The sequence below is a fragment of the Aureimonas jatrophae genome (genome assembly GCF_900104035.1).
Classification (GTDB): domain Bacteria; phylum Pseudomonadota; class Alphaproteobacteria; order Rhizobiales; family Rhizobiaceae; genus Aureimonas; species Aureimonas jatrophae.
In genome coordinates, this window is the sequence record NZ_FNIT01000004.1 from 1 (window position 1) to 23,419 (window position 23,419).

Here is a 23,419-nt window from a genome sequence, read left to right on the forward strand (position 1 = left end):
GTTCGCGAGTGGATCGCGGCGGTCGGGGCCAGGACCGCGTTCATCGAGCCGGGCAGCCCCTGGGAGAACGGTTATTGCGAAAGCTTCAACTCCAAGCTCCGCGACGAACTCCTCAACGGCGAGATCTTCTACAGCCTAGCCGAAGCCCGGATCGTCATCGAGAGCTGGCGCTGCCACTACAACACCAAGCGACCGCACTCCTCGCTCGGCTACCGGCCACCCGCTCCAGCCACCGTGCCGTGGCCGGCTGCGCCACCCCAACCTGCTTCGCCGGCCACCTCTACCGTCGCCTGCAAGCCCACCATGCATTAGATTGAAACCGGGCCACCTAACCGGGGCAGGCCACTCGGCTAACCCTCAAAGCACAAGCGGGCAATGCTGATCTCGCCGTAGCCGCGCCTATCGATGCAAGCTCTACCCTCGCTTCGCCCGATCGGTCAGCATGCGATCGCGCTTCAGATGCCCGCTGATCGCTGCCCGCCACGCCCCTCAACGCGGCGGGCAACTCTCGCGTCAGGAGCGGCTGAGCATCGTGCGCGCCGTACCGCCTCCGTCGCGATATGTGTAGGCCAGACCGTTGCCGCTTGGCGTGACCGTGACGGTGCCCGGTCCCCGTCCAACAGCCATTACCAACGCACCACCGGTCATGCTGGCGGATCGCACGGCCACGTTTTGGCCGTCGAAACGGTAGCTGGGCGTACCGCTCTCGGGAATGCGCAACTGGATGGATTTGCCGCTGGCCAGGCTGCCCGACCAGGTTCTAACCAACGCTTGCCGACTCTCCATCTTGCCGGCGGCCATCGCTCCCGCCGGTGGCCCGGCCGTGTTGGTCGCGTTGCAGCCGGACAGCGTGAAGCACAGCGCAACAGCGGCTGCGGCATGGTAGATCGTCATCTCAGCCCCTCAGCGTAGTCGCCAGCGACACGTACGATACGGCCAACCCGACCGGGCGCATTCTCGCCATAGTCGGCGACGGGTTTCCTCCCCCGTCCGGGGGATACGTGACTTGTTTGGGTGAGGAATCTTCGGTCTCTTGGACCACTACGGCCGCACAAAAGAAGGTCCGCCCAGCGTCAGCCGGACGGACCTCGATCATGCTGGCGGCTGTATCGGTCGTCAGGCGACGTAGGCGTCCGAGAACTGTGTCTGTGTGACACCCTGCAGGATGATGACGTCGCCTCGGACAGCAGAAGCGCCGCCGAACAGCCGCGTGCCGTTGTCAGCGCGTACATCTCGCTTTGCAGGTCGAGCACGTCGCCATCCTCGATGCTGAAGTTGGTAACGATGTCGTTGCCCTGGCCGGGCACAAAGACGAACGTGTTGGAACCTAGGCCTCCAACTAGGACGTTGTCGCGCCGGCCACCGTTCAGCGTATCGTTGTCTTGGTCTTCGAACAGCGTGTCGTTGCCAAAGCCGGCAGTGGTAATATTCCCCGACGTGTTTCCAGCGAGATTGTTATTGTCGGTCGTTCCGAAAACCGCCATTTTGCTTGTCGGACGCTGTGCGGGCGAGGTATTATAGGTGATCGAGATATCGAGGAACGTCTCGTCCCCTTAGGCTGCCTAAATCGTCAACGTCTTGGTCCATTCCATAGCTAAGGTCGACGGTTCCATCTGCAATGATCACCACCTAGGCTGGGCTAGGGATCGTAAAGGCCACCTCGTTGCCACCAGTATCGTCGTCATTTGGCACGATCCCGTTGAAATTTGCGCTCTGATAGCCCTCGATCTGGGCGTTCACGAATTCATCCGCAACGGATGGATCGAAATCTCCGTAGTATTGAGAAGTGACTTCGAGTATTGGACCCCTTTCTTATCGCAACGTTGATGATGGCGCACGGCCAAACGGTTAGCAGGCCGTTGGCTCCCACCAAAATTCCGTAGCGGCGCCATGACTGTCGTCGTCTTCATCATTCCTTCTTTTTCAAAATGATGCACCAGACACAAATTTAATCATGCACCTTTGCCTACCCTTCGTACCGTTATGGTAGCGCTTCATGATACGTATTGTTTATGATTGTTTTTTAATTGTTATATGGATTTATAAGAGTATCCAATCGCGCCATTCACCAAGTTGTCCTTTTGCCTAGTGATGGAGTGCTCTGGTCCGACGCTGCGGCGACGGCTATCGAACCGCTGCGTCAGCACCGCAACCGATGCCGACAGCCCGCCGAGCGCTTGATGGATCTCGGTTAGGTGCGCGCTGATGTTCGACAGGCTCTGGTCAATTCGCGCGTTGGTCGTCCCCAACGCTTCCTCGCTGGCTGCGCCTGGATGAATAAGGTTCGGCCTCGTCACCGTCGCCCATCGCGATCGGCCTGACTTGGCCGGGTTTATTTGGATGGCTGGGTCAGGTCGCCAGACCGATGGAGTCAGATATTGATCCGATCCGGTAGTTCGATTCCCATCGCATTGGAGGCAGCATGGCATTCGCAAAGCTTACGCGTGACGACGGAAAGACGCCCCTGTACGTGAATCCCCAGCAGGTCGTTTACGTCTCCCTGTCGCGGGGCAAGACCGTCATCGGCCTCACCGGCGCTCTCGGCGAAGGTCTGGGACGGGTCTTCGCCGTCCTAGAGACGCCGGATGAGGTCATGCAACGGATCGACACACACCCTCGGCCCTGAGGGTTTCCAGACGGAGATGATCGATGACCCCGACCGACCGGTGCCCTGTGACCGATGAGGCCGCGACGACGCAGAGCGTCGTCGGCGACTTTATCGAGGTCGAATGTCCGACCTGCGGTACATTCCGAGTTGCGCAGTCAGCCCTGGCACAACTCCGCGATATGCCGGAGGGGCTCAGCCTCGACGCCTTGTCCAAGGCCAAGAAGCGAGCCGAGATCAACGAGGACGAGGTTCCCGTCATCAAGACCTACGATCTGGTGATGAGCTGATCGCTTCAGGTTGTCTCCAGCTTGCGGCTATCAACGATAAGCGCCAATGCGCAGGACGATCCGAATGGATCTGGTGATCGCCCGCGCACCTCACAGCTCACGCCATTGATGTCCGGCACAGCGAAGGCCTCGACAGTCTGATCGCTCGTGAACTTGCCGTCGTACCCTCCAAGAAGGCGTCTGGCGGCTTCGACTGCCGCAGCGCGTCTCTGGCATCGTTGGTAGAACAGGTGCGTCGTCTCCCGCACCCATCGGAATGACCGCGCATCACCTCCATGCGCGCGATCCATACGCTCTTCCCAGAGCATCGTCGTTCAAGGTTTTCCAACCGTCGCTCAGCCAACGGCGCGATAGCGGGGGAGAGAGGAGCAGCATTCCGTTCGATCGCCTGAAGCCTCACGCGCCTCGTCGGCGAAGCCCATCAGCGACGGTTCGAACCGGCAACCGATCTCCCTGTGAATCGTCCGGAACCATCGGATCATCTCACCGAGCCCGTAAAGCGCTTCGTGCGTAAGTGTGTGAGTGCGGGAGGTTTGGAAGCGATCCTCTTCAGTTCCGTGTACCGGCGCACGCCGTCTTCGGCCAAATATCCGCGATGACAAGTTCGATGCGGGCAGATGCCGGATCCCGACGACGGTCGTCTCGGCGTTTGCGGCTCCGCTGCGGCCCCAGAGACGCCCTTCTCGTCAGATTCGGATGTCTTTGCGAAGCCCCATGCCTCCATCGCTTCGCGCAGATCATCGACGAGGTTGCCATGGATCCAGCTGTTCGTAGTGAAGTGCCAGGCCGAGCCCTCAATCGTCAGCGGATCACACGCATCTCCGTCGTCGCGGCTGAGGATGGCAATGAGGGCGCGTTGTTCTGTTCGCGCTAGATGAAGGGGCGCGTCGGTATCGAAGAGGAGACCGTCGAGTTCAGGACTCATGGATCAGAGTCAGAGAGCACGGTGGTCGCGATGGCGGAGCAGAAGACGGTTGGGCATCGGTCGGTGCGAGTGGCAACGCGCCGCCAGTCCGTCAGCCGCGCGAACATGACCTCGATGCGATCACGGCTGACAGAGCGTCGCTTGTCGTGCTTGACGGGCGCGTTGCGTGACCGGCGTCTTGGAATGCAGGGCTCGATGCCTTCGTTGCAAGAGCGTCCCGGCACCCGGTGGCGTCGGTACCGCAATCACCGAGCAGCCAATGCGCCTGGGGCAGATCGTCCAGAACCGCTGCCGCGCCGGTATCGCCGCTCACCGGCCTGGCGGTCAGAAAGAAGCTAATTGGCCTTACCAACGGCATCGGCCACGGCATGAAGCATGGTGTTCATTCAGCTCTTTGCACGACCGCCAGGCTCGATGCGGTGCGGTGCGCCTCCAGACAGGTCGCGTCGATCATGACGGTCCCGGGATCGGCGTCGCCTGCGACCGGTCCTTCCGTCATCCGAAGGACGACACCCGCTCAGCCAAGATGCTTCTCCTGGTTGGTGAGCGTCTTTGCGGGTTCATCGTCCCTTGGTGCACCCCATCAGCGCAGACCGTTGCGGTTGATGACCACGATCTCGCTCAACACGCGCCGATCATCGACCCGTGGCCTGCCGTGACGTCCGGGGAAGAACGGCCGCAACCGCCCCATCTGTTCGTCCGCCAGCCAAAACAGGTCGTGCATCCGCAGTCTCCTGATGGAGATCGCAGTCAGATCGGCGCGCCTCCAATCAATGGGCCTTGACCCAAAGATCCCCTCCGCTGAACATCGTCAGGTCCTTCGGCGCAGCCGACGCGGCACGCCCTTCCTCATTTCCTATGTTGCCGCTCGTCGCTGTTGATGGGGTACGGCTACGGCACGGGGATCTGGCGGTAATCGGGGCTCTGCCGCATGGGCTGTCGGTTCTGCCGCCCGCATCGCGACGCGGTGCGATCGATGCTTGCGTCTTCAAGAAGCGCAACTTCACCGACAAGCAACCATCTGTTGAAATCGCACGCCGCGCGCCCCGGATCTTAAGGCTCGTCTCGTAAGGTCGATGATGAGCCGATGGTTGGCTTGCTCCCGTGTAGGCGGATTGTGTTCCGATGGATCCGGCGATGATGCTCCTAGCCAGCCGACATGTCCTGAACGCGTTGCAGTCGGCGAACACGGCGATGGAGCGTGCGCAAGGTCGCTTGGTCAGCGGATTGCGGGTCGCGCAAGCGAAGGACAATGCGGCCTATTGGTCGATCTCGACCGCGATGCGATCGGACCGCCGCTCCTTGTCTGCGGTGCAGAGCGCGTTGAGCCTAGGCGCAGCGGTTGTTGGCACCGCGCAACTCGGCCTGGAGTCAGCGGTCCCGGTGCTGGATGCCTTCAGGGCCCAGCTCATGACGGCGCTTCGACCCGGTGCCGATCCACGCGCGATCCAGAACGATATCGAGGGTCTCAAGCTGCAGCTTCGGACGATCGCGGAATCGTCCGAGTTCCTGGGCGAGAACTGGCTTTCGGTGAATTCCGGGAGTTCCGAATTCCGTGCGTCGAAATCCGTACTCGCCTCCCTGAACCGCGATCAGACCGGTTCCGTGACCCTGGGAACGATCGAGGTCGATTACGCGACTGCCGCGTTGCTCGATGCCAATGTCACGGGCGGTGGCATCTTCGACAAAGGGGCGTCCTCGAACCTGGCCGCCAACGGCATCGCAGAGGCAAGCGATACCGGCGTCGTCGCGCAAAGTGCGACCGGCGCGACGGTCGTGTACCGTCCACCGATCGGTTCAATCAACGGATTCGACACGCTCTACTATGAGATGGAGTACGTCCGACCGAATGGCGCGGGCTACGAAACCTATGTAACGCCCCATAACTCATGGCCCGGCGTGTCTCTTCATGGGATGAGCACGGTAACGATCGAACAGTTCAAGAACTTTCTCGGCAGTGCATTGACTGACTTCGCCACGGTCACCATCGCGCCCGACGGAGTATCGCTGTCCATCCAGTCGAATCTCGTTGGTTCGATATCGAGGATCGCGATTCGACAGGTTCATGTTTATAGTAACAATGGCCAAAACCGCGAACTTTCATCCCCGTTGGAGGTCCGCGATCCTATAGCCGGGACGCCTGGAACCGATGCTGTTCCGTTCCGTGCCGCAAGCGTTGCCTTCGACTTTGGCGGTTCGTTTTCTCTCGGCGTCGATGACAATCTCTCGTTCACGATCGCGGCGGACGGCCGGTCGGCGCAATCCATCAAGGTGGATCGCGCGCTTGTGGACCGAGTACGGCCCGGGCAGGATGGCGCCATAGCGGACGGTATCGCCTACCGTGACATCCTGCGCGAAGCGTTGGCGGATGCAGGCGTTACGAATGTCGCTGTCGAATTCACCGGCGGCAAGATCACCTTCGCCAGCCGTGCCACGTCCGGTCCGACGCGTATTGCGATTACGGATGTCACAGCGACGCATGAGTCGCCCGTCATGGCGATCGACATCTCGAACGCATCGGACGACCAGATCCGGCGGTCGGTTCGAACGGTTGATCGCGCCATTCGTGCCGTTACGGACGCGGCCGCCAAGCTGGGTGCCGTGGCCGCGCGCATCGATATGCAAATCGCCTTCCATCGGATGCTCGGCGATACGATGGATCGCGGCATCAGCGGTCTGGTCGACGCCGACATGGCGGAGGAGTCGTCACGCCTTGAAGCGCTTCGCGTGAAGCAGGCGCTGGCGCAACGCTCGCTCTCGATCACCAACAGCCTGCTACGCAACGGTCTGGTGCTCTTCATGCAACCTTCGCGATGACACGCCGGTCGCCCGATGGCCACGGCATCGCCGTCCGGAAAAGCTGATGATCAACGACTGCGGCAGGGCGATGCACCCGCTATAGGAAGCGGGAGTGCCATCCTCGTCTTGGTTCCGACCCCATGCCTCCTGTTGCCCGTTCACCGGAAACCGAGCTCTACGCGCCCGTCAAACGCTTCCTCGAAGGGCTGGGTTTTGCCGTGAAGGGCGAGGTCGACGGTTGCGACCTGCTGGGGATCAGCGAGGGCGAACCGGCGGTGCTCGTGGTCTGCGAGTTGAAGCAGGCTTTCAACCTCGAACTCGTCCTGCAGGGGGTGGACCGGGCCGCGGCCTGCGACGAGGTCTGGCTGGCGGCCCGACTGTCGACCCGCGGCAAGGGACGCGAGGGCGACGCCCGCTTCCGCAACCTGTGCCGGCGCCTCGGCTTCGGTTTGCTGGGCGTCGGCGCGGACGATCAGGTCCATGTTCTTCTTAGCCCCACCGCGCTCCTGCCGCGCCGGGATCCCAAGCGCCGGTCCCGCCTTCTCGACGAGCACCGGCGGCGGCAAGGCGATCCGGTCGCAGGTGGCGGCTCCCGGGCGCCGATCATGACGGCCTATCGCCAACAGGCGCTGATCTGTGCCCGGGCGTTGGCGGACGGACCGAAGCGACCACGCGACGTGAGAGCGGCCGTCCCGGGTGCTGCGTCCATCCTGCGCCGAAACGTCTACGGCTGGTTCGAGCGAACGGCGCACGGCGTCTACGGATTGACGCCGGCCGGGCACGAGGCGCTCGCGCGCTGGCCGTAGACGAGGTCGGTCCCCGGGCAACCGTTGCGCTCCGCACTCGCTCGATCGCGAGCTGGCAATCGGTCCAGGACATCCGCCGTTTCGGCCGCGCTGCGCTGGGCCTTCCGTGACCGCTTCGAGCCCTGCCGGCTCGCCCGGCGCCATCCCACCCGCAGCGCTTGCCGCGATGATACCAGCGAGCATGGCCTTCAACCGCCTGGCGCAAACAGCGTGTCACGTCCGGTGCGGCCGCCCCTGTGCCGGGGCACAGCAGAGGCAACCGCGTCGGCTGCCGGGGAGCCCTCCCGAGCCTTGGCGTTCTGCCTTCCTGAACAGACCGACAAGGTTCTCGATCGGTGACGGACCGGGCGCCATCAACTCGCCTAGCATTCCGTTGGAGCGTCGCCTGCAAGCTTGCAGCGGTCGTCCCCTGCCCTCGTCTGCCCTGCTCGCGCCGGCCACGGCGATCACCTTTGGTAGATCTTCATGAGCTGGAGCTGGACGCAGGCGCACAGTTCCGCCCCGTCATGCTTCGGACCCATTGATGGGGGAAGTCCGATCCGATGCGGGCGCCGCAGGAACGACGGCGGCGCGACCGGTTCGCAGGCCGGATGCCCGCCCCGATCCGAACGGTCGCCTGCGGGTTCGGCCGGTGCCTTCGCGGCGACGGCCATGCCCGTGCCAACGCGTCCGATCGCGCAACCCGACCTTCAAACGCGGGTCGCCCGGTCGAATTCGGCGCGACGAGCGGTAGATCGCCAAAGCGCTGCGAGACGAAACAGGACGTCGCCCCGATGCCTCCTCTTCCTCCCCTTCCGTTCGGTACCGGTCGAGCTATGACGCGCCGGTCGGCGCTGACGCTCCTCCTGTCCGCCACGCCGCTTGCGAGGGCGTGGGCCGCGCCAGGCGCCGAGCCTGGCGCGAACGGCGCGCGTCCAAGACCCACCGACGCCGCGGACGAACCGGCCGTTCCGATCAGCTTCGAGACGTTCGCCACCCGTTTCGCGTGGGGCGTGAACATGCCCGGCCTCCAGTACGAGCGCCCCGACCCCTCGAAGGCCCAGCTCGACGGCGCCCCGATCCGGCCGCTCGACTGGAAGTGGGACTACCTGGCGTCCAAGGGCATCCGCCTGGTCCGTCTCCCGTTTCTCTGGGAGCATACCCAACCCCGCCTCTTCGGCCCGCTCGGCCTGGAGATGGACGGCTACGGCTCGAACCGGCGCGATCCTGACCGCAACTCGCTCCAGATGATCAAGAGCCAGGTCGCCAAGGCCGAGGCGCGGGGCATCAAGGTCGTCCTGGAATGCAAGAACTACGGCGCCCGGGCGGTTCCCGACGCCGCCGGTTCGATGGCGGCGCGCACGGGCTACGGGCGCGGCGGGAAATACGCGATCGGCTCGCCGGAGGTACCGCACGAGGCCTTTGCGGATTTCTGGCACAAGATGGCCGCCGAGTTCGCGTCCGATCCGACCGTCATCGGCTTCGACATCATGAACGAACCGACGAAGATGGTGGCCGGCGAGACCTGGGACACCATCCCGGATGGCGGGCGTGTCTGGACGCAAGCCGCGCGGCAGGCCATCCGGGCGATCCGCGAGGCGGGCGCGCCGCAATGGATCATCGTCGAAGGCTACAGCTACGCGACGACTGGCTATTGGGACCGAGCCAATCCGGATCTTCATACGCTGAAGGACGCGGATGCGATGGAGCGTCTGGCGTTCTCGCCCCACCTCTACTTCGACGCCAACCATTCCGGGACCTACAAGGAAGCGGAGGCGAGGGCGCCGCGCAGCCTGGACGACGACCGGTCGCGCATGACGCGCAACGTCGCCGTCTTCAAGACATGGATGGACGCCCATGGCTTCCGGCATGCCTTCGTGGGGGAGACCGGAGCCCCGAACACGCCGGACTGGCAGGACATCCAGGAACAGTTTCTCCTGATCTGCCGGGACAACGGCTGGCCGGTGACGCTCTGGGGCATGTGGCCGCGCGGCGAGGGAAACGCCAACGTCAACGATCTGACGCCGATCGGCGGAACGAAGGGCGTCGGCGGTACGGAAACGATCGCGATGGAGACGCTCGGCCGTCTGGCCGCCGCCAGCGCCGCATCCGGGTCGCCGACCGTCCTGCCGCCGCGCCAACCGTAGACGACCCAGCGGACCCGTCAGCTGTCCGGCCCGGGAATTGGGTCGGTGCGTTGCAGATCGACCGCGGCGATATCGAGGTGGACGGGTTTGCGACGCGAGCCCGTTCCGTTCCCCGGCAGAGCGCCCCGCTCGGCTCGTCCATCAGCAACGGGGCGGTCTGCCGGGTGCTGGCCCGCGAGTCCGCGCCCGGCGGCCGGACAGGATGCGAGGGCCGGACACCGTCCATGCGGCGCCGGCCCGGCCCTCACCTTCAGGCGAAGGCGCGCCTGAGCGGCGGCACGTTGCGGATGACGAGGATGTCGACCGCGACCATCGCAAGGATCAGCAAGCCCGACAGCGGAAACAGGACGCCGAAGACGACGGCCATTCCCCAAAGGGCGCCGTAGACGCGGCGGCTCGTCGGATAGGGCGGCACGCCCATGCGCCCCGCGGGCCGTCGCTTCAACCACATCACGAGGGCCGCCACCGACGACAGGATGATCGCAACGCACGTCGCCAGCATCAGGAGCTGGTTCGCGAGGCCGAACTCCTGGCCCATGTGGATGTTGATGCCGAGTTCGGTGAGCTTGGCGAGCGAGCCGTAGTCGGCGTAGCCGATGTCGACGATCGGCTCGCCCGTGTACTGGTCGATATGGATCGTCCGGGCCTTGGCGAGCTCGTCCGGAAACACGGCGGCGGTGTAGACGCCGGTCCCGTCCGCCGGCGGGGTCACCTCGAAGCGCGGCGCCATGCCCTTGTCGCGGGCGACCGCCACGGCGCGGTCGAGGCCGATCGGCTCCTTGGCGCTCCCATGCGACATCGGCATGGGCGAGGATTCCATCGTCCAGCCCACCGTCTCCATCGCGTGCTCGGCATGCTCGCCCGACGTCGGGACGTTGTCCCAGAGCGCGGCCGGGTAACCCGTTCCCGTCGCGGTCGCGATCTGCGTCAGCTGGCCGCCCCAGACGCTCGACCACGGCAGGCCGGACAGGGCGAGGAAGGCGATCAGGACACCCGCGAACGCGCCGGTGACCGCGTGCGTGTCGCGCCAGAAGACGCGCTTCGACGGCGTGCCGCGGACGCTGACGATGCCGCCCGTCTGACGGCGCGGCCACCAGAGGTACAGGCCGGACACGACGAGGATGACGGCAAATCCCGCGATCGCCTCGATCACGCGGTTGGCGTAGGCGCCGACGTATTCGAGGCTGTGCAGCTTGCGCACGACCTCGTTGAACTCCTCGCTCTTCGCGACGGTGCCCAGCACCTCGCCCGTATAGGGGTTCACATAGGCGTAGATCGTTCCCGCCCCGGTCCGCATTCCGATGCGGGCCGAGCCGGTCGGCCCGCCGGGGTCGCGGAAGGCCGAAAGCGTTGCCCCCGGCAAGGCGGCCTGCGCGCGCGCCACGAGTTCGCTCGGCGGCAGGGGCGCCGAGGTCTGCGCCTCGACGACCGTGCGGTGGGCGAAGACGGTGCGGTCGATCTCGTCCCGGAAGAGGTAGAGTGACCCCGTCACGGCGAGAAGGATCAGGAAGGGAACGGCGATCAGCCCGGCGTAGAAGTGCCAGCGCCAGATCGCGCGATAGGTGTCGGATGCGAGCGTGCGGGTGCGCGTCCGCATGGATGCGGCGATGTCGGTCATGGATCGGGGTCTCGGTGCGGGACGAGCCGACGCGCGCGCCGTCCCCCACGGGATTCCGGCGCGGTGCGGGACGTCTCCAACGGAACAACGAGGGCGCTGCCCTCGGCGGATCACGTCGGTTCGTCGTGCCGCGGCGGACCCCTTGCCTCATAGGTGCGGCCGGAAGGGTGCGACGTCAGCGGCGCCGCACCGTCGGCAGCGATCTCGATGCGGTCCGCGAAGCGGATCGGAATGCCGGAGGTCTGCGACGGATCGGTGACTGACTGGACGTGAAGGCCCGCCGCGCAGAGTTCGGCGCAGGGACAGGGTTTCGCGCCGTGCTCGCGCAGCGGCCGATGCGCGACGCCCCCGGACGAGGTGCAGAGGACCGTGAGCGGACCGGGCGACATCACCGCCGCAGCGGCGCGGCTGGCGTCGGCCAACTGGAAGGCGAACGACAGAAGCAGGACGACGCCCAGGACGCCCCCCAACAACCTGTCGCCCACGACGTCCCGCCAGATCCTCATGCCGGCCGCATCGCACGCCGGCCCCGCCTTGTCGATGCCCTGACGGGATCAGTCCCCGGCGGTTTCCGGAATCACCACGAGCTGGCCGTGCCGGACGCTCCGCTCGGCGATCACATGCTCGGCGAAGTGCCGAACGTCCCCGCCGGTCCCCTTGAGGACGGACACCTCGAGGCAGGTGTCGCGATCGAGATGAACATGAAGGCTGGAGACCGACAGGTCGTGATGGTCGTGGTGGCTGTCGGTCAGGCGGCGCGACAGGTCGCGCGCGCGATGGTCGTAGGTATAGACGAGCGCCGCCACGCAGGGCCGCGCGGCGTCGCCCTCGCGGTTCGCCCCGCTCAATCCCGCCCGCACCAGGTCGCGCATCGCCTCGGACCGGTTCTGGTAGCCCCGCTCGGCGATGATCCGATCGAGTTCCCCCATGAGCTCGTCGTCGAGGGTCACGGTCACACGCTGCATCTCGGCCTCCCGCGAACCCGGCACACCGGCCGCAGCCGACTGCATAGCGCAATCGGGACAGCGGGACGACAGTATGATCTTTTGGCATGGACATCATACCCGGACGATCCGTATGGTCCGCCGCGTTCCCGAAACCCTTTCGACCGCCGAGCCGATGCGCCAGACCGTTGCCCTGCTTGCCCTTCTTCCGGTGCTCCTGTGCGCCGCGGGACCGGCCGCCGCCGCCGCGAAGACCGATCTCGTCCTGGCGATCGGCGGAGAGCCGGAGACCGGCTACGACCCGTTGCTCGGTTGGGGAGCCTACGGCCATCCCCTGTTCCAGTCGACGCTTCTGCGCCGCGACGCCGATCTTCGCACCGAGGGGGATCTGGCCTCCAGCTGGACGCTGTCCGACGACCGGCTGACATGGACGGTCCAGATCCGCAACGATGCGGTCTTCTCCGACGGAACCGCCCTCACCGCCCGCGATGTCGCCTTCACCTACACGCAGGGCGCCCGGACCGCGGGCGCGCTCGACCTTTCGGTCCTCGAAAGCGCAACCGCGCGCGACGATGCCACCGTCGTCCTGCGCCTCAAGAAGCCGTGGATCACGTTCACGGAAACGTTCTTCTCGCTCGGCATCGTGCCGGCCGCCTCCTACGGGCCGGATTACGCGCGCCATCCGATCGGATCGGGTCCCTATCGCCTCGTGTCCTGGAGCGAGGGCGAGCAGCTCATCGTGGAGCGCAATCCCGGCTACTACGGCAAGAAGCCGGCCTTCGAGCGCGTGACGTTCCTGTTCACCGGCGAGGACGCGGGGCTTGCCGCAGCCCAGGCCGGCGCGGTCGACATGGTGTCCGTGCCCGCTCCGCTGGCCGATGCCGTGCCCGACGGCTTCCGGGCCGAAAGCGTGCGAACCGTCGACAACCGCGGCATCAGCCTGCCCTTCTTGCCCGACACCGGCCGGCGCGACGCAAACGGCGGACGGATCGGCAACGCGGTGACCTCCGACCGGGCCGTGCGCCAGGCGATCAACCTCGGGCTCGACCGCGCCGCTATCGTCGAGGTCGCGCTGCACGGGCACGGCACGCCCGCCTTCGGGCCGGCCGACGGCCTTGCCTGGGCCGGCGAGGCCGACCGCGTGTCGTTCGACCTCGCCGCGGCCCGGCGCATCCTCGACGAGGCGGGTTGGCGCGAGGGATCCGACGGAATCCGGGTGCGGGGCGGGGTCCGCGCGGCCTTCCCGATCCACTACCCAGCGTCCGATACGACACGGCAGTCGCTGGCGGAGGTCGCGGCCGAACTCCTGCGCCCGCTCGGTATCGAGGCGACGCCCGAGGGTTCGTCCTGGGACGCGATCAACCGCGTCATGCACGCCGAACCCGTCATCTTCGGCTTCGGCAGCCATTCGCCCTACCAGCTCTACAGCCTCTACGAGTCCTCGCTCGGCGGGGTCGAGTATCTGAACCCAACCTTCTATGCGAACGAGGCGGTGGATGCCGCCTTCGCACAGGCCCAGGCGGCTTCCGGCCTCGAGGCCTCCTATCCCTTCTGGCGCCGGGCGGCCTTCGACGGCACCACCGGCTACGGCCTGCAGGGCGACGCCGCCTGGGCCTGGCTCGTCAACCTCGACCACGTCTACTTCGTGAACCGGTGCCTCGACATCGGCCGTCCGCAGATCGAGCCGCACGGCCACGGCTGGCCGATCACGGCGTCGATCGCCGATTGGCGCTGGACCTGCGAGTGATCCGGTCGCGCGCCGCGCTGGCGGCAGCGACCGCGGTTCTGCGCCTCGCGCTCCTTCTCGCCTTCGTGGCGGCGGTGGCCTTTGCTCTCATGAAGCTCTCGCCGGTCGACCCGATCGACGCCTATCTCGGACCGGCGATCGCGCGAGCGAGCCCGGAACAGCGGGCGCAGATCGCGAGCAGTTGGGGCCTCGACCAGCCCGCTCCCGTCCAGTTCGGCCGCTGGGCGGCCCGCATCCTGCAGGGCGATCTCGGCTGGAGCACCAGCTACGCCGCGCCGGTCGGCGCGGTACTCGCCGAGCGCGGCCTACCCTCGCTTCGCCTGACGGCACCCGCCTGGATCCTGTCGGGCGCGGTCGGCTTTGCGATCGGTCTGCTGGCGGGCGCCTTCGAGGGATCCTGGCTCGACCGCACCTTGCGCCTGGGCGCCTACCTGACCGCGTCGGCTCCGTCCTTCTGGGTGGCGATCCTCCTGCTCTCGTTCTTCTCGGTCACGCTCCGCTGGACCCCGCTCTGCTGTGCTGGCCCGATCGGCGTCGAGCCCGACGCGGTCACGCTGCTCCAGCGCCTCTACCACCTCGTGCTGCCGCTTCTGGCGCTTTCGCTGGTCGGCATCCCGCAGGTCGCGCTTCATACGCGCGCCAAGGTCGCGGAGATCATGCGCTCCGACTTCGTTCTCCTGGCGCGGGCGCAGGGCGCGACCACCGGCGACATCCTCCTGCGCCACGTCGCGCGCAACGCCGCGCTTCCGGCGGTCGCGATCCTCTTCGCATCGCTCAGCGAGATCCTGGGCGGCGCGATCCTGGCCGAAGCCGTTTTCAACTATCCCGGTCTCGGTCGCGCGACGCTCGAGGCCGCCTTGACCGGCGACGTGCCGCTTCTTCTGGCGATCACGCTTCTGGCGACGCTGGTGGTCACCATCGGGAACCAGGCGGGCGACGTCCTGTCCCGCCGTCTCGATCCCCGCACGCGCACGCAGCGTCCGGCGCTGCTGGGCCATGGCGCATGAGCCGGGATACGGCATCGAGCCTCGACCTGCGCCCCGCAGCGCTTCCCGCGGCCGCGCTGGCGCTCGTGATCGGGGTCGCCGCCGCGTCGGTCCTGGCAGCGGAACCGGCTCGCCTGACGAACTTCGGCCTGCGGCTTCTTCCGCCCGGCGCCGCTCACCCCTTCGGAACCGACGCGCTCGGCCGCGATCTTCTCGCCCGGACCCTGGCGGGTCTCGGCACCAGCCTGCGCGTCGGCCTCGTCGCAGCCGGACTGTCCACCGCGCTCGCGATCGTCATGGCTCTGGCCTCGGGCATCGGTCGGCGCGCCGACGCGGCGGTGTGCTTTCTCGTGGACGCGTTTCTCGGCCTGCCGCACCTCGTTCTTCTGATCCTCGTCTCGTTCGCGCTTGGCGGCGGGACCTCGGCCGTGATCGTCGCGGTGGCGGTGACGCACTGGCCCCGCCTGACGCGCGTCCTGCGGGCCGAACTGCTTCAGATCCGCGAGGCGGAATTCGTCACCCTGTCGCTCGGCTTCGGACGCTCGAAAGGCTTCGTGCTTCTGCACCATGTCCTTCCGCATCTCGTGCCGCAGGCCCTGGTCGGCTTCGTTCTCCTGTTTCCGCATGCGATCCTGCACGAGGCGGGCCTGACCTTCCTGGGCTTCGGACTCGAACCCTCGCGGCCGGCGATCGGCATCCTCCTGTCCGATGCGATGCGCACGCTGGCGGCCGGCCGATGGTGGCTGGCCGTGTTTCCCGGCCTGGCGTTGCTGGCCCTGGTTCTGGCCTTCGACACGCTCGGCAACGGCCTGCGACGGCTTCTCGACCCGCGCGGCGAGCCGGCCTGATGGGGCACCTTGCGATACGCGACCTCGGCGTGGAGTTCCGGAGGCGCGCGGGATTGCGGCGCGAAACCGTGGTGGGCCTCGGGTCCGCGACGCTGGAGGTGCGTCCGGGCGAGGTGCTGGCGCTGGTCGGAGCGTCGGGCGGAGGCAAGAGCCTCCTGGCGCACGCGGTGCTGGGGCTTCTGCCGCCCAACGCACGGGTTCGGGGCGAGGTCCGGCTGGACGGGCAACCGCTCGACGAGGCGGCGTTGCGCGGGGCACGCGGGCGTCGGCTCGCGCTCGTGCCTCAATCGCCGACCCATCTCGATCCGCTGGCGCCAGTCGGGCGGCAGCTGGCCTGGGCCGGACGGCGCGGCGGGCGAGCCGTGGATGTCGGCTTTGCGTTGGCGGCCGTGGGCCTGCCGGCTGCCAGCGCCGCCCTGCGACCGGCGGAACTCTCGGGCGGAATGGCGCGGCGAGCCCTTCTGGCTGCGGCGCTCGGCACCGGCGCGGACACGATCCTGGCGGACGAGCCGACCGACGGCCTCGATCCGCGCAATGCCGCAACGGTCCTGGCGACGCTTCGGCAGGCGGCCGACGCCGGCGGCGCCGTGCTTCTGATCACGCACGACCTCGCGCTCGCGATACCGGTCGCCGACCGGGTCGTGACGCTCTGGGACGGGGCGACGCTGCCGGCCGAGGCGGCCAGCGCCTTTCGCGGGGCCGGCGACGACCTGCGGCACGAGGGGAGCCGTCGGCTCTGGCAGGCCGTGCCGCAGAACGGCTTTCAGGCGGGGGAACGCGTCGGTGCTTGAGGCCCGGTCGATCCATCACCGCTTCCGTCCCGACGTTCCGCTCCTTCGGGACGTGTCGCTTCACGTCGCGCCCGGCGAGGTCGTCGGTCTCGAGGGGGCGTCGGGTTCCGGCAAGACGACGCTGGCGCGGCTTCTCGCCGGGCATCTCGTGCCGGATCGTGGACGGGTGACGATCGACGGCACCGCCCTGCCCCAAGCCGGCTTCCGCCCCGTCCAATACGTGCCGCAGACACCGGTTCTGGCGATGAACCCGCGCTGGCGCATCGGCCGCGTCCTGCGGGAAAGCCACCAACCGGACTCCGCCGCCCGCAGCGCGCTCGGCGTCGATCCCGCCTGGGACCGACGCTTTCCGCACGAGCTGTCGGGCGGTCAGCTCCAGCGTGTCGCCCTCCTGCGCTCGCTCGCGCCCGGCACGCGCTATCTCGTCGCCGACGAGATCACCTCGGCGCTCGATCCCGTCGCGCAAGCGCTGATCTGGACCGCGCTTCTGCGCCTGTCGCGGGAGCGGGGCATCGGCATCCTGGCGATCAGTCACGAGCCGGCGCTGCTGGATCGGGTCGCGTTGCGCCGCATCACCCTGCGCTGACGCCACGGCGCCCCGCCGCCGTTCTCGGCGTCCTCGCTATTGTTATGTTATAACATAACAGGTACGAGGTCGGAGAGAGGTCGCGTCGACACCTCTTGCAAGCCGGAGACCGCGATGCCGCAAGACCTGTCCGCCCGCTTATCCATCGCTGCTGCAAGGATGATCCGATCCGCCGGTCTGATCGCCGGCGCCTGCCTTGCGCTGCTGACAGGCATCCCTGCAGCCTGCGCCGAGCCCCTGCGCGTCGTCGCCAGCTTCTCGATTCTGGGGGACCTTGCGCGCGAGGTCGGCGGCGAGCACGTCGTTCTGACGACGCTGGTGGGGCCGGATGGCGACGCGCACGTCTACGAGCCCCGCCCCGCCGATGCGCGAGCGCTGGCCGCTGCCGACGTCGTGTTGGTGAACGGCCTTCTTCTGGAAGGCTTCCTGCCGCGTCTCCTGGCGGCCAGCGGCACGAAGGCGCCCGCCGTCGAGGTCAGCCGAGGAGCCGCGATCCTCGCCGACCCGGAGGGTGGGCACTACCACGTCGTCGACGGCCAGGCGGTATTCCATGCCACGCCGAACGATCCGCATGCCTGGCAGTCGGTCCACAACGCGAAGGTCTATGTCGGCAATATCGCCCGCGCCTTCTGCGAGGCGGACAGGGCGCGCTGCGCCAGCTACGAGGCGAATGCCGTCGCCTACGGGCACGCGCTCGACGCGCTCGATGCCGAGATCCGGCAGACGATCGATGCCTTCCCGGCGGATCGGCGCGTCGGCGTCGTCGCGCACAACGCCTTCCGCTACTTCGAGCGCGACTACGGCGTCCGGTTCCTGTCGCCCCAGGGCCTGTCCACCGAGGCCGAGGCTTCGGCGGCGGACGTCGCCTCGCTCGTTCGCGAGATCCGCGCCGGGCGCGCCGTCGCGGCCTTTGCGGAGAACATCTCGAACGCGCGCCTCGTTGAGCGCATCGCCGCCGAGGCGGGGATCGCGCTCGGCGGCACGCTCTATTCCGATGCGCTCTCGAAGGCCGACGGGCCGGCGCCGAGCTATGCCGCGATGATGCGCCACAACGCCCGGACCATCGCCGCGGCGCTTGCCGTGGACTGACGATCCCTCCCCCTTTTCCGATCCTCTGACAGGAGAACAGAATGCCGAGATCGCTGGCCTGTGCGACAGGTCTTTCGCTCGCGCTCACGGTCCATGCCGTGGCGCAGGACGCCGAACACGCTCGCGAGGACGTGACGCACTACCGCGTGTTCGTGGGCGACCACGCGGACCCGCGCGTGACGGCCTTCGACCTCACGGAGCCGTCGAAGCGCTGGACGTTCGCCACGACCGGCCAGCCCAAGCTCTACGGCGTCGACGACGGCTCCGCGGTCGTGGCCGTCCAGTCCGACAGCGACGCCGTGCACTTCATGCGCAGCGGCATCTCGCTCCATTCGCACGGCGACCACGCCGACATCGAGATCGCCGACCCGGCCGCCGTCCGGGAAACCCTGACGGGTCCCCGCCCCTTCCACCTGATCGACCACGTCGGGAAGGTCGTGATCAACTTCGATCGCGGGGGATACGCCGCCGTCGTGAACGCGCACAAGCTGGGTGAAGGCGAGGTCGAAGCGACCCGGCTTCCGCAGGCGCGGGCCCATCACGGCTATGCCGCGCCGATCGGCAGCGCGTGGGTGACCAGCGTCGCGTCCGACGCCCCCGTCGAAGGTGACACGGCACCCAAACGCCTCGGTCTCCAGCAGGTGACGGCGGACGGCACCCCCGTCGGCGACGTGGCGACCTGCACCGGCATCCACGGCGAGGCTTTCTCGGGCGCCTATCTCGCGACGGGCTGCGAGGAGGGTATCCTCACCGTGACCGCCGGCACAAACGGGCCGTCCTTCACGATGCTGCCCTACCCGGCCGACCTGCCGGCCGGGGACAGCACCGGGACGCTGATCGGCTCGAAGGCGATGCAGGTGTTCCTCGGCAACTACGGCGCCAAGGGCCTCGTCGTCGTCGATCCCGTGGACGAACCCCACATCCGCCACATCGAACTGCCGTTCCGGCGCATCGACTTCGCGCTGGATCCCGCCAATGCCCGCTTCGGCTACGTCCTGACCGAGGACGGCACGCTGCACCAGATCGACGTCCTGGAGGGCAAGGTTGCCAGGAGCGCCCGCGTCACCGAGCCCTACTCCATGGATGGGCACTGGAACGATCCGCGCCCGCGCATCGCCATGGCGGGCGACGAGGTCGTCATGAGCGATCCCAAGGCCGGCCTTGTCCGGCGTATCGCCAAGGACACCCTCGAGGAAGCCGGCATGATCCCGGTCGAGGGCATGCCCTACAACATCGCCGTGGTCGGCGGCAGCGGCGTGATGCACGAGGGCGACGGTCACGACCATGCGGGCCACGCCCACAGCCACGGCGACCCGAAGATCTATGCGGGCTACTTCGAGGACAGCCAGATCCAAGACCGTCCCCTGTCGGACTATGCCGGCGACTGGCAGTCGGTCTACCCGTACCTTCGCGACGGCACGCTCGATCCGGTCTGGCGGCACAAGGCCGAGACGGGCACGATGGATGCGGCCGGGTACAAGGCCGAGTACGAGACCGGCTACCGGACGGATGTCGAGCGGATCACGATCGAGGGCGACGTCGTGACCTTCTACAAGGACGGCCAGCCGACCATGGGAACCTACGCCTCCGACGGCCGCGAGACCCTGACCTACAAGAAGGGCAACCGCGGCGTCCGCTTCATCTTCCGCAAGACGGGCGGCAATGCTGATGCGCCGCAGTTCATCCAGTTCAGCGATCACGGCATCTCGCCGACCAAGGCCGACCACTACCACCTCTACTGGGGCAACGACCGCGCCGCGCTCCTGAACGAGGTCACGAACTGGCCGACCTACTACCCGTCGTCGCTCGGCCCGAACGAGATCGCGAGCGAGATGATGGCTCACTGAGCGTCACGACGCCGCCCGCTCCTCCGATCCGCGGCGGTGCCGATCCGCCGCGGTCGGTGCGGGCGGAGCGAACCGAAGGACGGGACGCCCGCCGGGACCGGCCTCCACGCTCGCCTCGACCCGGAACACGGCACGGATCAGCTCGGGCGTCAGCACCTCCGACGGCGGCCCGACGGCGACGAGCCGTCCGCCCTGCATCACGGCGATGCGGTCGGCGAACAGGGCGGCGTGATGCAAGTCGTGGAGCGCGGCGAGAACCGTCCCGCCGCGCCGACGCACCAGCGCCAGGAGCCCGAGCTGGTGCTCGATGTCGAGATGGTTGGTGGGCTCATCGAGGACGAGCACGCGCGGCTCCTGCGCCAGCGCACGGGCGATGTGAAGGCGCTGCCGCTCGCCGCCCGACAGCGAATGCCAGGGACGCTCGGCGAAGGATGCCATGCCGACGGACTCGAGCGCCTGCGTGACGACCGCCTCGTCGCGTTCGCTCCAGGTCGACAGCGTCCCGAGATGGGGCGTACGTCCGAGTTCCACCGCCTGGCGGGCGGTGAGCCGTTCCGACGTTTCCGCCTGCTGCTCGACCAGCGCCAGCACGCGCGCGAGATCGCGGCGCGGCATCCGCGCGACCGATCGCCCGTCCAGCGTCGCCGCTCCGCCATGCGGGCGTTTCAGGCCCGCCAGCATCGCGATCAACGTCGTCTTGCCCGACCCGTTCGGCCCGACCAGCGCCAGGAACTCGCCCGGCTGGACCTCCAGCGACACGCCATCGGCGATCAACCGGCCACCGGCCCGGTATCGCAGGCTGTTCGCGGCAAGCCTCACCGCGCCGTGCTCGCGACGGGACGGTGGATCAGGATCAGCGCGAAGGCGGGCGCGCCGACCAGCGCCGTCATCACGCCGATCGGCAGGACCTGACCGGGGATGACGGTGCGCGACAGGACGTCGGCGGCGATCATGAACAGCGCCCCGATCAGGGCGGAGGCGGGCAGGAGCGCGCCGTGGCGCACGCCGACGACGAGCCGCGCCGCGTGGGGGATGACGAGCCCGACGAAGCCGATCGACCCGGCGATCGAGACCATGACGGCCGTCATCAGCGCGGTCGCCCCGATCAGCACCGCCCGCACCCGGCGCACGGGGATGCCGAGCGCGGCGGCGGACGCCGTGCCGAAGGCGAAGGCATCGAGCGAACGGGCGTGGAGCAGACAGACCGCGAGACCCGCCACCGCCACGGGCACCGCCAGCCCCGCGTCCGGCCAGCGCACGCCTGACAGGTTGCCGAGCAGCCAGAACAGGATGCCTCGCGCCTGGTCGGCGGTGGCGGACTTGGTGATGATGAGCGAGGTCAGCGCGTTGAAGAGCTGCGAGCCCGCGATGCCCGCAAGGATGATCGCCGCCGCCCCGCGCCCGGCCAGCAGCGCGAGGCCGGACACGACGCCGAAGGCAAGGAGCGCCCCGCCAAGCGCGCCGAGCGGCAACGACAGGAGTCCGCCGCCGAGCCCGAGGATCGCGACCGCCACCGCGCCCGACGAGGCACCGGCGGAGATGCCGAGAAGGTAGGGGTCGGCCAAAGGGTTGCGCAGGAGTGACTGGAGGACCGCGCCGGAGACGGCCAGCGCCGCGCCGCAGGCCGCCGCCACCACGGCGCGCGACAGGCGGTAGTTCCAGACGATGCCCGCGTCGATCGGATCGAGCGTATGGCCGCCGCCCCAGAGGCGGTCGGCGATCGTCGCCGCGACTGTGGCGAACGGAATGCGCGTCTCCCCCACCGCCGCCCCGACGACGAGGGCGGCGAGGAAGAGTGCCAGCGCACCGAGCGCGAAGCCGGCGGCGCGTGCCGGATGGGCGGCGGCCCGGCTCACCGGGCGAGGCCGGCCTTCGCGAGGGCGTCGGCCAGCCGCTCGATGCCGTCGATCGTGCGGATCGTCGGGTTCATCGCCTGCGCGTCCATCTCGACGACGCGCCCGTCCTTCACCGCGGGCATCAGGCTCGCGACCGGGTCGGTGCGCAGGAACTCGAGCTTCACGGCGATGTCGTCGGCGGGAAAGCGGCGGCGGTCCATCCGGCCGGCGACGATCACCGTCGGGTTGGCGCGCGCGATCGTCTCCCAGCCGACGGTCGGCCATTCCTCCTGGCTGTCGATGACGTTGCGCACCCCGAGAAGGGACATCACGTATCCCGGCGCGCCGCTCTGCCCGGCGACGTAGGGGTCGATGTCGCCTTCGGCCGAGGAGAACCAGAACACGGCGGAGGTGCCCTCCTTCAGCCCGGCGATCTTCGCCTTGGCCGCCGTCTCGCGTGCCTTCAGGTCCGCCACCACCGCCGCGCCCTTGTCCTCGACGTCGAAGATGCGGGCGAGGTCCACGACCTCCTGGTAGACGAGGTCCATGGTGAAGCGCGCCGTCCGGATGCCGTCGCCGCCCCGCGAGTTATCCTTGCCCCGGCAGTCGGCGGGCGAGGTGTAGACGGGGATGCCAAGTTCCGCGAACTGCTCGGGCGTCGCGACGACGCCCTGCGGGCCGATCTGCCATTCGAACTGCGTGGTGACGAGGTCCGGGCGCTCGGCGACGACGCTCTCGAAGCTCGGGTCGTTGTCGGCGAGGCGCTTCACCTTCGCGTTCGCCTCCTCGAAGCCGGGAAGCACCGGACTGAACCAGAGCGCCGTGCCGGCGACCCGATCGGCGACGCCGAGGAGATACAGGATCTCGGTGGTGGACTGGCCGATCGAGACCGCGCGCGCCGGCGCCTTCTCGAAGCGCAGCGTGCGGCCGCAGTTCTCCATCTCCAGTGGGTACTGCGTCGGGGCGGCGAAGGCAGCGCCCGAGGAGAGAACGGCGGCAAGGAGGCCGAGCGCGGCGGAGCGGCGGCGGAAGAGCATGAACGCATTCCTGATGGCGGCGGGCGCAGCTTCGCCATGCCGCGGCGTGCGGCCTGGGTCGCCCGGATGGTGGTGGGACCGAGGTGCGCGGCGCCTCAGCGGCGCGCGAACGCTCGCAGGCGGGAGGCGAAAGGGGGAGCGTGGGCGCGTGGGCGCCGGAGGTGGGCCGTCATGGGCATCCTTTCCGGGCATCCCCGCCCGAACAAGTGGATCGATCGCCGACGGCAGGTCTCCTGGCTCGCGGAGGTCACGTCGATCATCTGCCTTCCCGCTCGGTGCCCGGAGGCGCTTCGCAGTGGCATGGCGCCGGGGCGACCCGGCGGCCCGCCGCGACGCTGGAGCGTCGCGGGGATGATCGGCATCCGCTTACAGTTGCGGGGGCAGCCACGGTTTCGGCCCCGATTGGGTCGTCCTCACCGTGTTCCCTTTTAATCCCCCGGACTCGTCGCCGCGGGGAAACCGTCGCGAGGATGCGTACGGGCAGGGACGGGACGCGTCAACGGGCATCATGCCCGAAGGAGCCCGTCTCCCCAAGGGAAA

At 67.9% G+C, this 23,419-nt stretch carries 22 protein-coding genes, 1 pseudogene and 1 riboswitch; of the genes and pseudogenes, 13 read left to right on the plus strand and 10 right to left on the minus strand.

The annotated features are described in order from the left end of the window. On the plus strand, positions 1-312 hold a 312-nt coding region (locus BLQ76_RS10005; RefSeq protein ID WP_139183981.1), incomplete at its 5' end, for an integrase core domain-containing protein. A gap of 201 nt (positions 313-513) precedes the next feature. Here BLQ76_RS10005 and BLQ76_RS10010 read toward each other — a convergent pair. Together BLQ76_RS10010 and BLQ76_RS21690 are read right to left on the minus strand one after the other, a co-directional pair. Continuing rightward, positions 514-894 (minus strand): hypothetical protein, encoded by a 381-nt coding sequence (locus tag BLQ76_RS10010; protein ID WP_090672765.1) that lies wholly within the window; start codon positions 892-894, stop codon positions 514-516. 179 nt (positions 895-1,073) lie between these two features. Beyond that, the gene (locus tag BLQ76_RS21690; RefSeq protein WP_139183982.1) at positions 1,074-1,484 is read right to left on the minus strand and encodes a hypothetical protein; all 411 of its coding nucleotides are present in this window, start codon (positions 1,482-1,484) and stop codon (positions 1,074-1,076) included. A gap of 938 nt (positions 1,485-2,422) precedes the next feature. On the opposite strand from BLQ76_RS21690, the gene BLQ76_RS10015 reads away from it, so the two are divergent. Further along, positions 2,423-2,626, plus strand: a complete 204-nt coding sequence (locus tag BLQ76_RS10015; RefSeq protein WP_090672768.1) for a hypothetical protein — start codon at positions 2,423-2,425, stop codon at positions 2,624-2,626. Positions 2,627-2,649: 23 nt separating this feature from the next. After that, on the plus strand, positions 2,650-2,895 hold the full coding sequence (locus BLQ76_RS10020; RefSeq protein WP_139183983.1) for a hypothetical protein: 246 nt from the start codon (positions 2,650-2,652) through the stop codon (positions 2,893-2,895). Positions 2,896-3,373: 478 nt separating this feature from the next. Here the strand turns inward: BLQ76_RS10020 and BLQ76_RS21695 are convergent, their stop codons facing one another. Together BLQ76_RS21695 and BLQ76_RS10025 are read right to left on the minus strand one after the other, a co-directional pair. Then, positions 3,374-3,820: a hypothetical protein gene (locus BLQ76_RS21695; protein ID WP_139183984.1), complete on the minus strand. Its 447-nt coding sequence runs from the start codon at positions 3,818-3,820 to the stop codon at positions 3,374-3,376. After that, positions 3,817-4,544 (minus strand): annotated as a pseudogene (locus tag BLQ76_RS10025) (IS5 family transposase). The gene BLQ76_RS21695 and the pseudogene BLQ76_RS10025 overlap by 4 nt, the downstream one beginning before the upstream one ends. A 401-nt stretch (positions 4,545-4,945) precedes the next feature. On the opposite strand from BLQ76_RS10025, the gene BLQ76_RS10030 reads away from it, so the two are divergent. From BLQ76_RS10030 to BLQ76_RS10040, 3 genes are all read left to right on the plus strand, one after another. Beyond that, positions 4,946-6,637 carry a flagellin N-terminal helical domain-containing protein gene (locus BLQ76_RS10030; protein WP_090672772.1) on the plus strand — a complete coding sequence of 564 codons (1,692 nt, stop codon included), beginning with the start codon at positions 4,946-4,948 and terminating at the stop codon, positions 6,635-6,637. Between the two features lie 122 nt (positions 6,638-6,759). Then, complete coding sequence (locus BLQ76_RS10035; RefSeq protein ID WP_090672774.1) at positions 6,760-7,425, plus strand: DUF2161 domain-containing phosphodiesterase; 666 nt, start codon at positions 6,760-6,762, stop codon at positions 7,423-7,425. A 773-nt stretch (positions 7,426-8,198) separates the two neighbouring features. Next, positions 8,199-9,551: a glycoside hydrolase family 5 protein gene (locus BLQ76_RS10040; protein ID WP_210184163.1), complete on the plus strand. Its 1,353-nt coding sequence runs from the start codon at positions 8,199-8,201 to the stop codon at positions 9,549-9,551. Between the two features lie 250 nt (positions 9,552-9,801). Here BLQ76_RS10040 and BLQ76_RS10045 read toward each other — a convergent pair whose 3' ends face one another. From BLQ76_RS10045 to nikR, 3 genes are all read right to left on the minus strand, one after another. After that, complete coding sequence (locus BLQ76_RS10045) at positions 9,802-11,169, minus strand: PepSY-associated TM helix domain-containing protein (RefSeq protein WP_090672778.1); 1,368 nt, start codon at positions 11,167-11,169, stop codon at positions 9,802-9,804. 110 nt (positions 11,170-11,279) lie between these two features. After that, positions 11,280-11,675 carry a hypothetical protein gene (locus BLQ76_RS10050; RefSeq protein WP_090672780.1) on the minus strand — a complete coding sequence of 132 codons (396 nt, stop codon included), beginning with the start codon at positions 11,673-11,675 and terminating at the stop codon, positions 11,280-11,282. Positions 11,676-11,723: 48 nt separating this feature from the next. After that, positions 11,724-12,134, minus strand: a complete 411-nt coding sequence (gene nikR, locus BLQ76_RS10055; protein WP_090673320.1) for a nickel-responsive transcriptional regulator NikR — start codon at positions 12,132-12,134, stop codon at positions 11,724-11,726. Between the two features lie 112 nt (positions 12,135-12,246). On the opposite strand from nikR, the gene BLQ76_RS10060 reads away from it, so the two are divergent. The 7 genes from BLQ76_RS10060 (at position 12,247) to BLQ76_RS22740 (ending at position 20,007) form a co-directional block, all read left to right on the plus strand. Continuing rightward, complete coding sequence (locus BLQ76_RS10060) at positions 12,247-13,860, plus strand: ABC transporter substrate-binding protein (protein WP_244519572.1); 1,614 nt, start codon at positions 12,247-12,249, stop codon at positions 13,858-13,860. Then, on the plus strand, positions 13,857-14,867 hold the full coding sequence (locus BLQ76_RS10065; RefSeq protein WP_244519573.1) for an ABC transporter permease: 1,011 nt from the start codon (positions 13,857-13,859) through the stop codon (positions 14,865-14,867). The genes BLQ76_RS10060 and BLQ76_RS10065 overlap by 4 nt, the downstream gene beginning before the upstream one ends. Continuing rightward, positions 14,864-15,694 (plus strand): ABC transporter permease, encoded by an 831-nt coding sequence (locus BLQ76_RS10070; protein WP_090672782.1) that lies wholly within the window; start codon positions 14,864-14,866, stop codon positions 15,692-15,694. Before BLQ76_RS10065 ends, BLQ76_RS10070 begins: the two co-directional genes overlap by 4 nt. Continuing rightward, the gene (locus tag BLQ76_RS10075) at positions 15,694-16,485 is read left to right on the plus strand and encodes an ATP-binding cassette domain-containing protein (protein WP_090672784.1); all 792 of its coding nucleotides are present in this window, start codon (positions 15,694-15,696) and stop codon (positions 16,483-16,485) included. Before BLQ76_RS10070 ends, BLQ76_RS10075 begins: the two co-directional genes overlap by 1 nt. Further along, on the plus strand, positions 16,478-17,071 hold the full coding sequence (locus tag BLQ76_RS10080) for an ABC transporter ATP-binding protein (RefSeq protein WP_090672786.1): 594 nt from the start codon (positions 16,478-16,480) through the stop codon (positions 17,069-17,071). The genes BLQ76_RS10075 and BLQ76_RS10080 overlap by 8 nt, the downstream gene beginning before the upstream one ends. Positions 17,072-17,230: 159 nt before the next feature. Then, complete coding sequence (aztC, locus tag BLQ76_RS10085) at positions 17,231-18,160, plus strand: zinc ABC transporter substrate-binding protein AztC (RefSeq protein WP_090673326.1); 930 nt, start codon at positions 17,231-17,233, stop codon at positions 18,158-18,160. Between the two features lie 1,220 nt (positions 18,161-19,380). Continuing rightward, the gene (locus tag BLQ76_RS22740; RefSeq protein WP_425285160.1) at positions 19,381-20,007 is read left to right on the plus strand and encodes a ZinT family metal-binding protein; all 627 of its coding nucleotides are present in this window, start codon (positions 19,381-19,383) and stop codon (positions 20,005-20,007) included. Between the two features lie 3 nt (positions 20,008-20,010). On the opposite strand, the gene BLQ76_RS10095 is transcribed toward BLQ76_RS22740, so the two are convergent. Genes BLQ76_RS10095 through BLQ76_RS10105 form a run of 3 tightly spaced genes read right to left on the minus strand, consistent with a single transcriptional unit; the run spans position 20,011 to position 22,879 of the window. Continuing rightward, positions 20,011-20,826: an ABC transporter ATP-binding protein gene (locus BLQ76_RS10095; RefSeq protein WP_090672790.1), complete on the minus strand. Its 816-nt coding sequence runs from the start codon at positions 20,824-20,826 to the stop codon at positions 20,011-20,013. Next, positions 20,823-21,863, minus strand: a complete 1,041-nt coding sequence (locus tag BLQ76_RS10100) for a FecCD family ABC transporter permease (protein WP_090672792.1) — start codon at positions 21,861-21,863, stop codon at positions 20,823-20,825. Before BLQ76_RS10100 ends, BLQ76_RS10095 begins: the two co-directional genes overlap by 4 nt. Next, a complete protein-coding gene (locus tag BLQ76_RS10105) occupies positions 21,860-22,879 on the minus strand; it encodes an ABC transporter substrate-binding protein (protein ID WP_090672794.1) in 1,020 nt (339 codons plus the stop codon). Before BLQ76_RS10105 ends, BLQ76_RS10100 begins: the two co-directional genes overlap by 4 nt. 206 nt (positions 22,880-23,085) lie before the next feature. Then, positions 23,086-23,358: riboswitch (cobalamin riboswitch) on the minus strand. Positions 23,359-23,419: the final 61 nt, after the last annotated feature.

Excerpts from the sequence above, each read along its gene's own strand:
- BLQ76_RS10075 (WP_090672784.1), top strand. The coding sequence starts at position 15,694 with ATGGGGCACCTTGCGATACGCGACCTCGGCGTGGAGTTCCGGAGGCGC.
- BLQ76_RS10045 (WP_090672778.1), bottom strand. The coding sequence starts at position 11,169 with ATGACCGACATCGCCGCATCCATGCGGACGCGCACCCGCACGCTCGCA.
- nikR (WP_090673320.1), bottom strand. The coding sequence starts at position 12,134 with ATGCAGCGTGTGACCGTGACCCTCGACGACGAGCTCATGGGGGAACTC.
- aztC (WP_090673326.1), top strand. The coding sequence starts at position 17,231 with ATGATCCGATCCGCCGGTCTGATCGCCGGCGCCTGCCTTGCGCTGCTG.
- BLQ76_RS10015 (WP_090672768.1), top strand. The coding sequence starts at position 2,423 with ATGGCATTCGCAAAGCTTACGCGTGACGACGGAAAGACGCCCCTGTAC.
- BLQ76_RS10020 (WP_139183983.1), top strand. The coding sequence starts at position 2,650 with ATGACCCCGACCGACCGGTGCCCTGTGACCGATGAGGCCGCGACGACG.
- BLQ76_RS22740 (WP_425285160.1), top strand. The coding sequence starts at position 19,381 with ATGCCCTACAACATCGCCGTGGTCGGCGGCAGCGGCGTGATGCACGAG.
- BLQ76_RS10070 (WP_090672782.1), top strand. The coding sequence starts at position 14,864 with ATGAGCCGGGATACGGCATCGAGCCTCGACCTGCGCCCCGCAGCGCTT.
- BLQ76_RS10035 (WP_090672774.1), top strand. The coding sequence starts at position 6,760 with ATGCCTCCTGTTGCCCGTTCACCGGAAACCGAGCTCTACGCGCCCGTC.
- BLQ76_RS10010 (WP_090672765.1), bottom strand. The coding sequence starts at position 894 with ATGACGATCTACCATGCCGCAGCCGCTGTTGCGCTGTGCTTCACGCTG.
- BLQ76_RS10040 (WP_210184163.1), top strand. The coding sequence starts at position 8,199 with ATGCCTCCTCTTCCTCCCCTTCCGTTCGGTACCGGTCGAGCTATGACG.
- BLQ76_RS21690 (WP_139183982.1), bottom strand. The coding sequence starts at position 1,484 with ATGGCGGTTTTCGGAACGACCGACAATAACAATCTCGCTGGAAACACG.
- BLQ76_RS10050 (WP_090672780.1), bottom strand. The coding sequence starts at position 11,675 with ATGAGGATCTGGCGGGACGTCGTGGGCGACAGGTTGTTGGGGGGCGTC.
- BLQ76_RS10060 (WP_244519572.1), top strand. The coding sequence starts at position 12,247 with ATGGTCCGCCGCGTTCCCGAAACCCTTTCGACCGCCGAGCCGATGCGC.
- BLQ76_RS21695 (WP_139183984.1), bottom strand. The coding sequence starts at position 3,820 with ATGAGTCCTGAACTCGACGGTCTCCTCTTCGATACCGACGCGCCCCTT.
- BLQ76_RS10030 (WP_090672772.1), top strand. The coding sequence starts at position 4,946 with ATGGATCCGGCGATGATGCTCCTAGCCAGCCGACATGTCCTGAACGCG.
- BLQ76_RS10105 (WP_090672794.1), bottom strand. The coding sequence starts at position 22,879 with ATGCTCTTCCGCCGCCGCTCCGCCGCGCTCGGCCTCCTTGCCGCCGTT.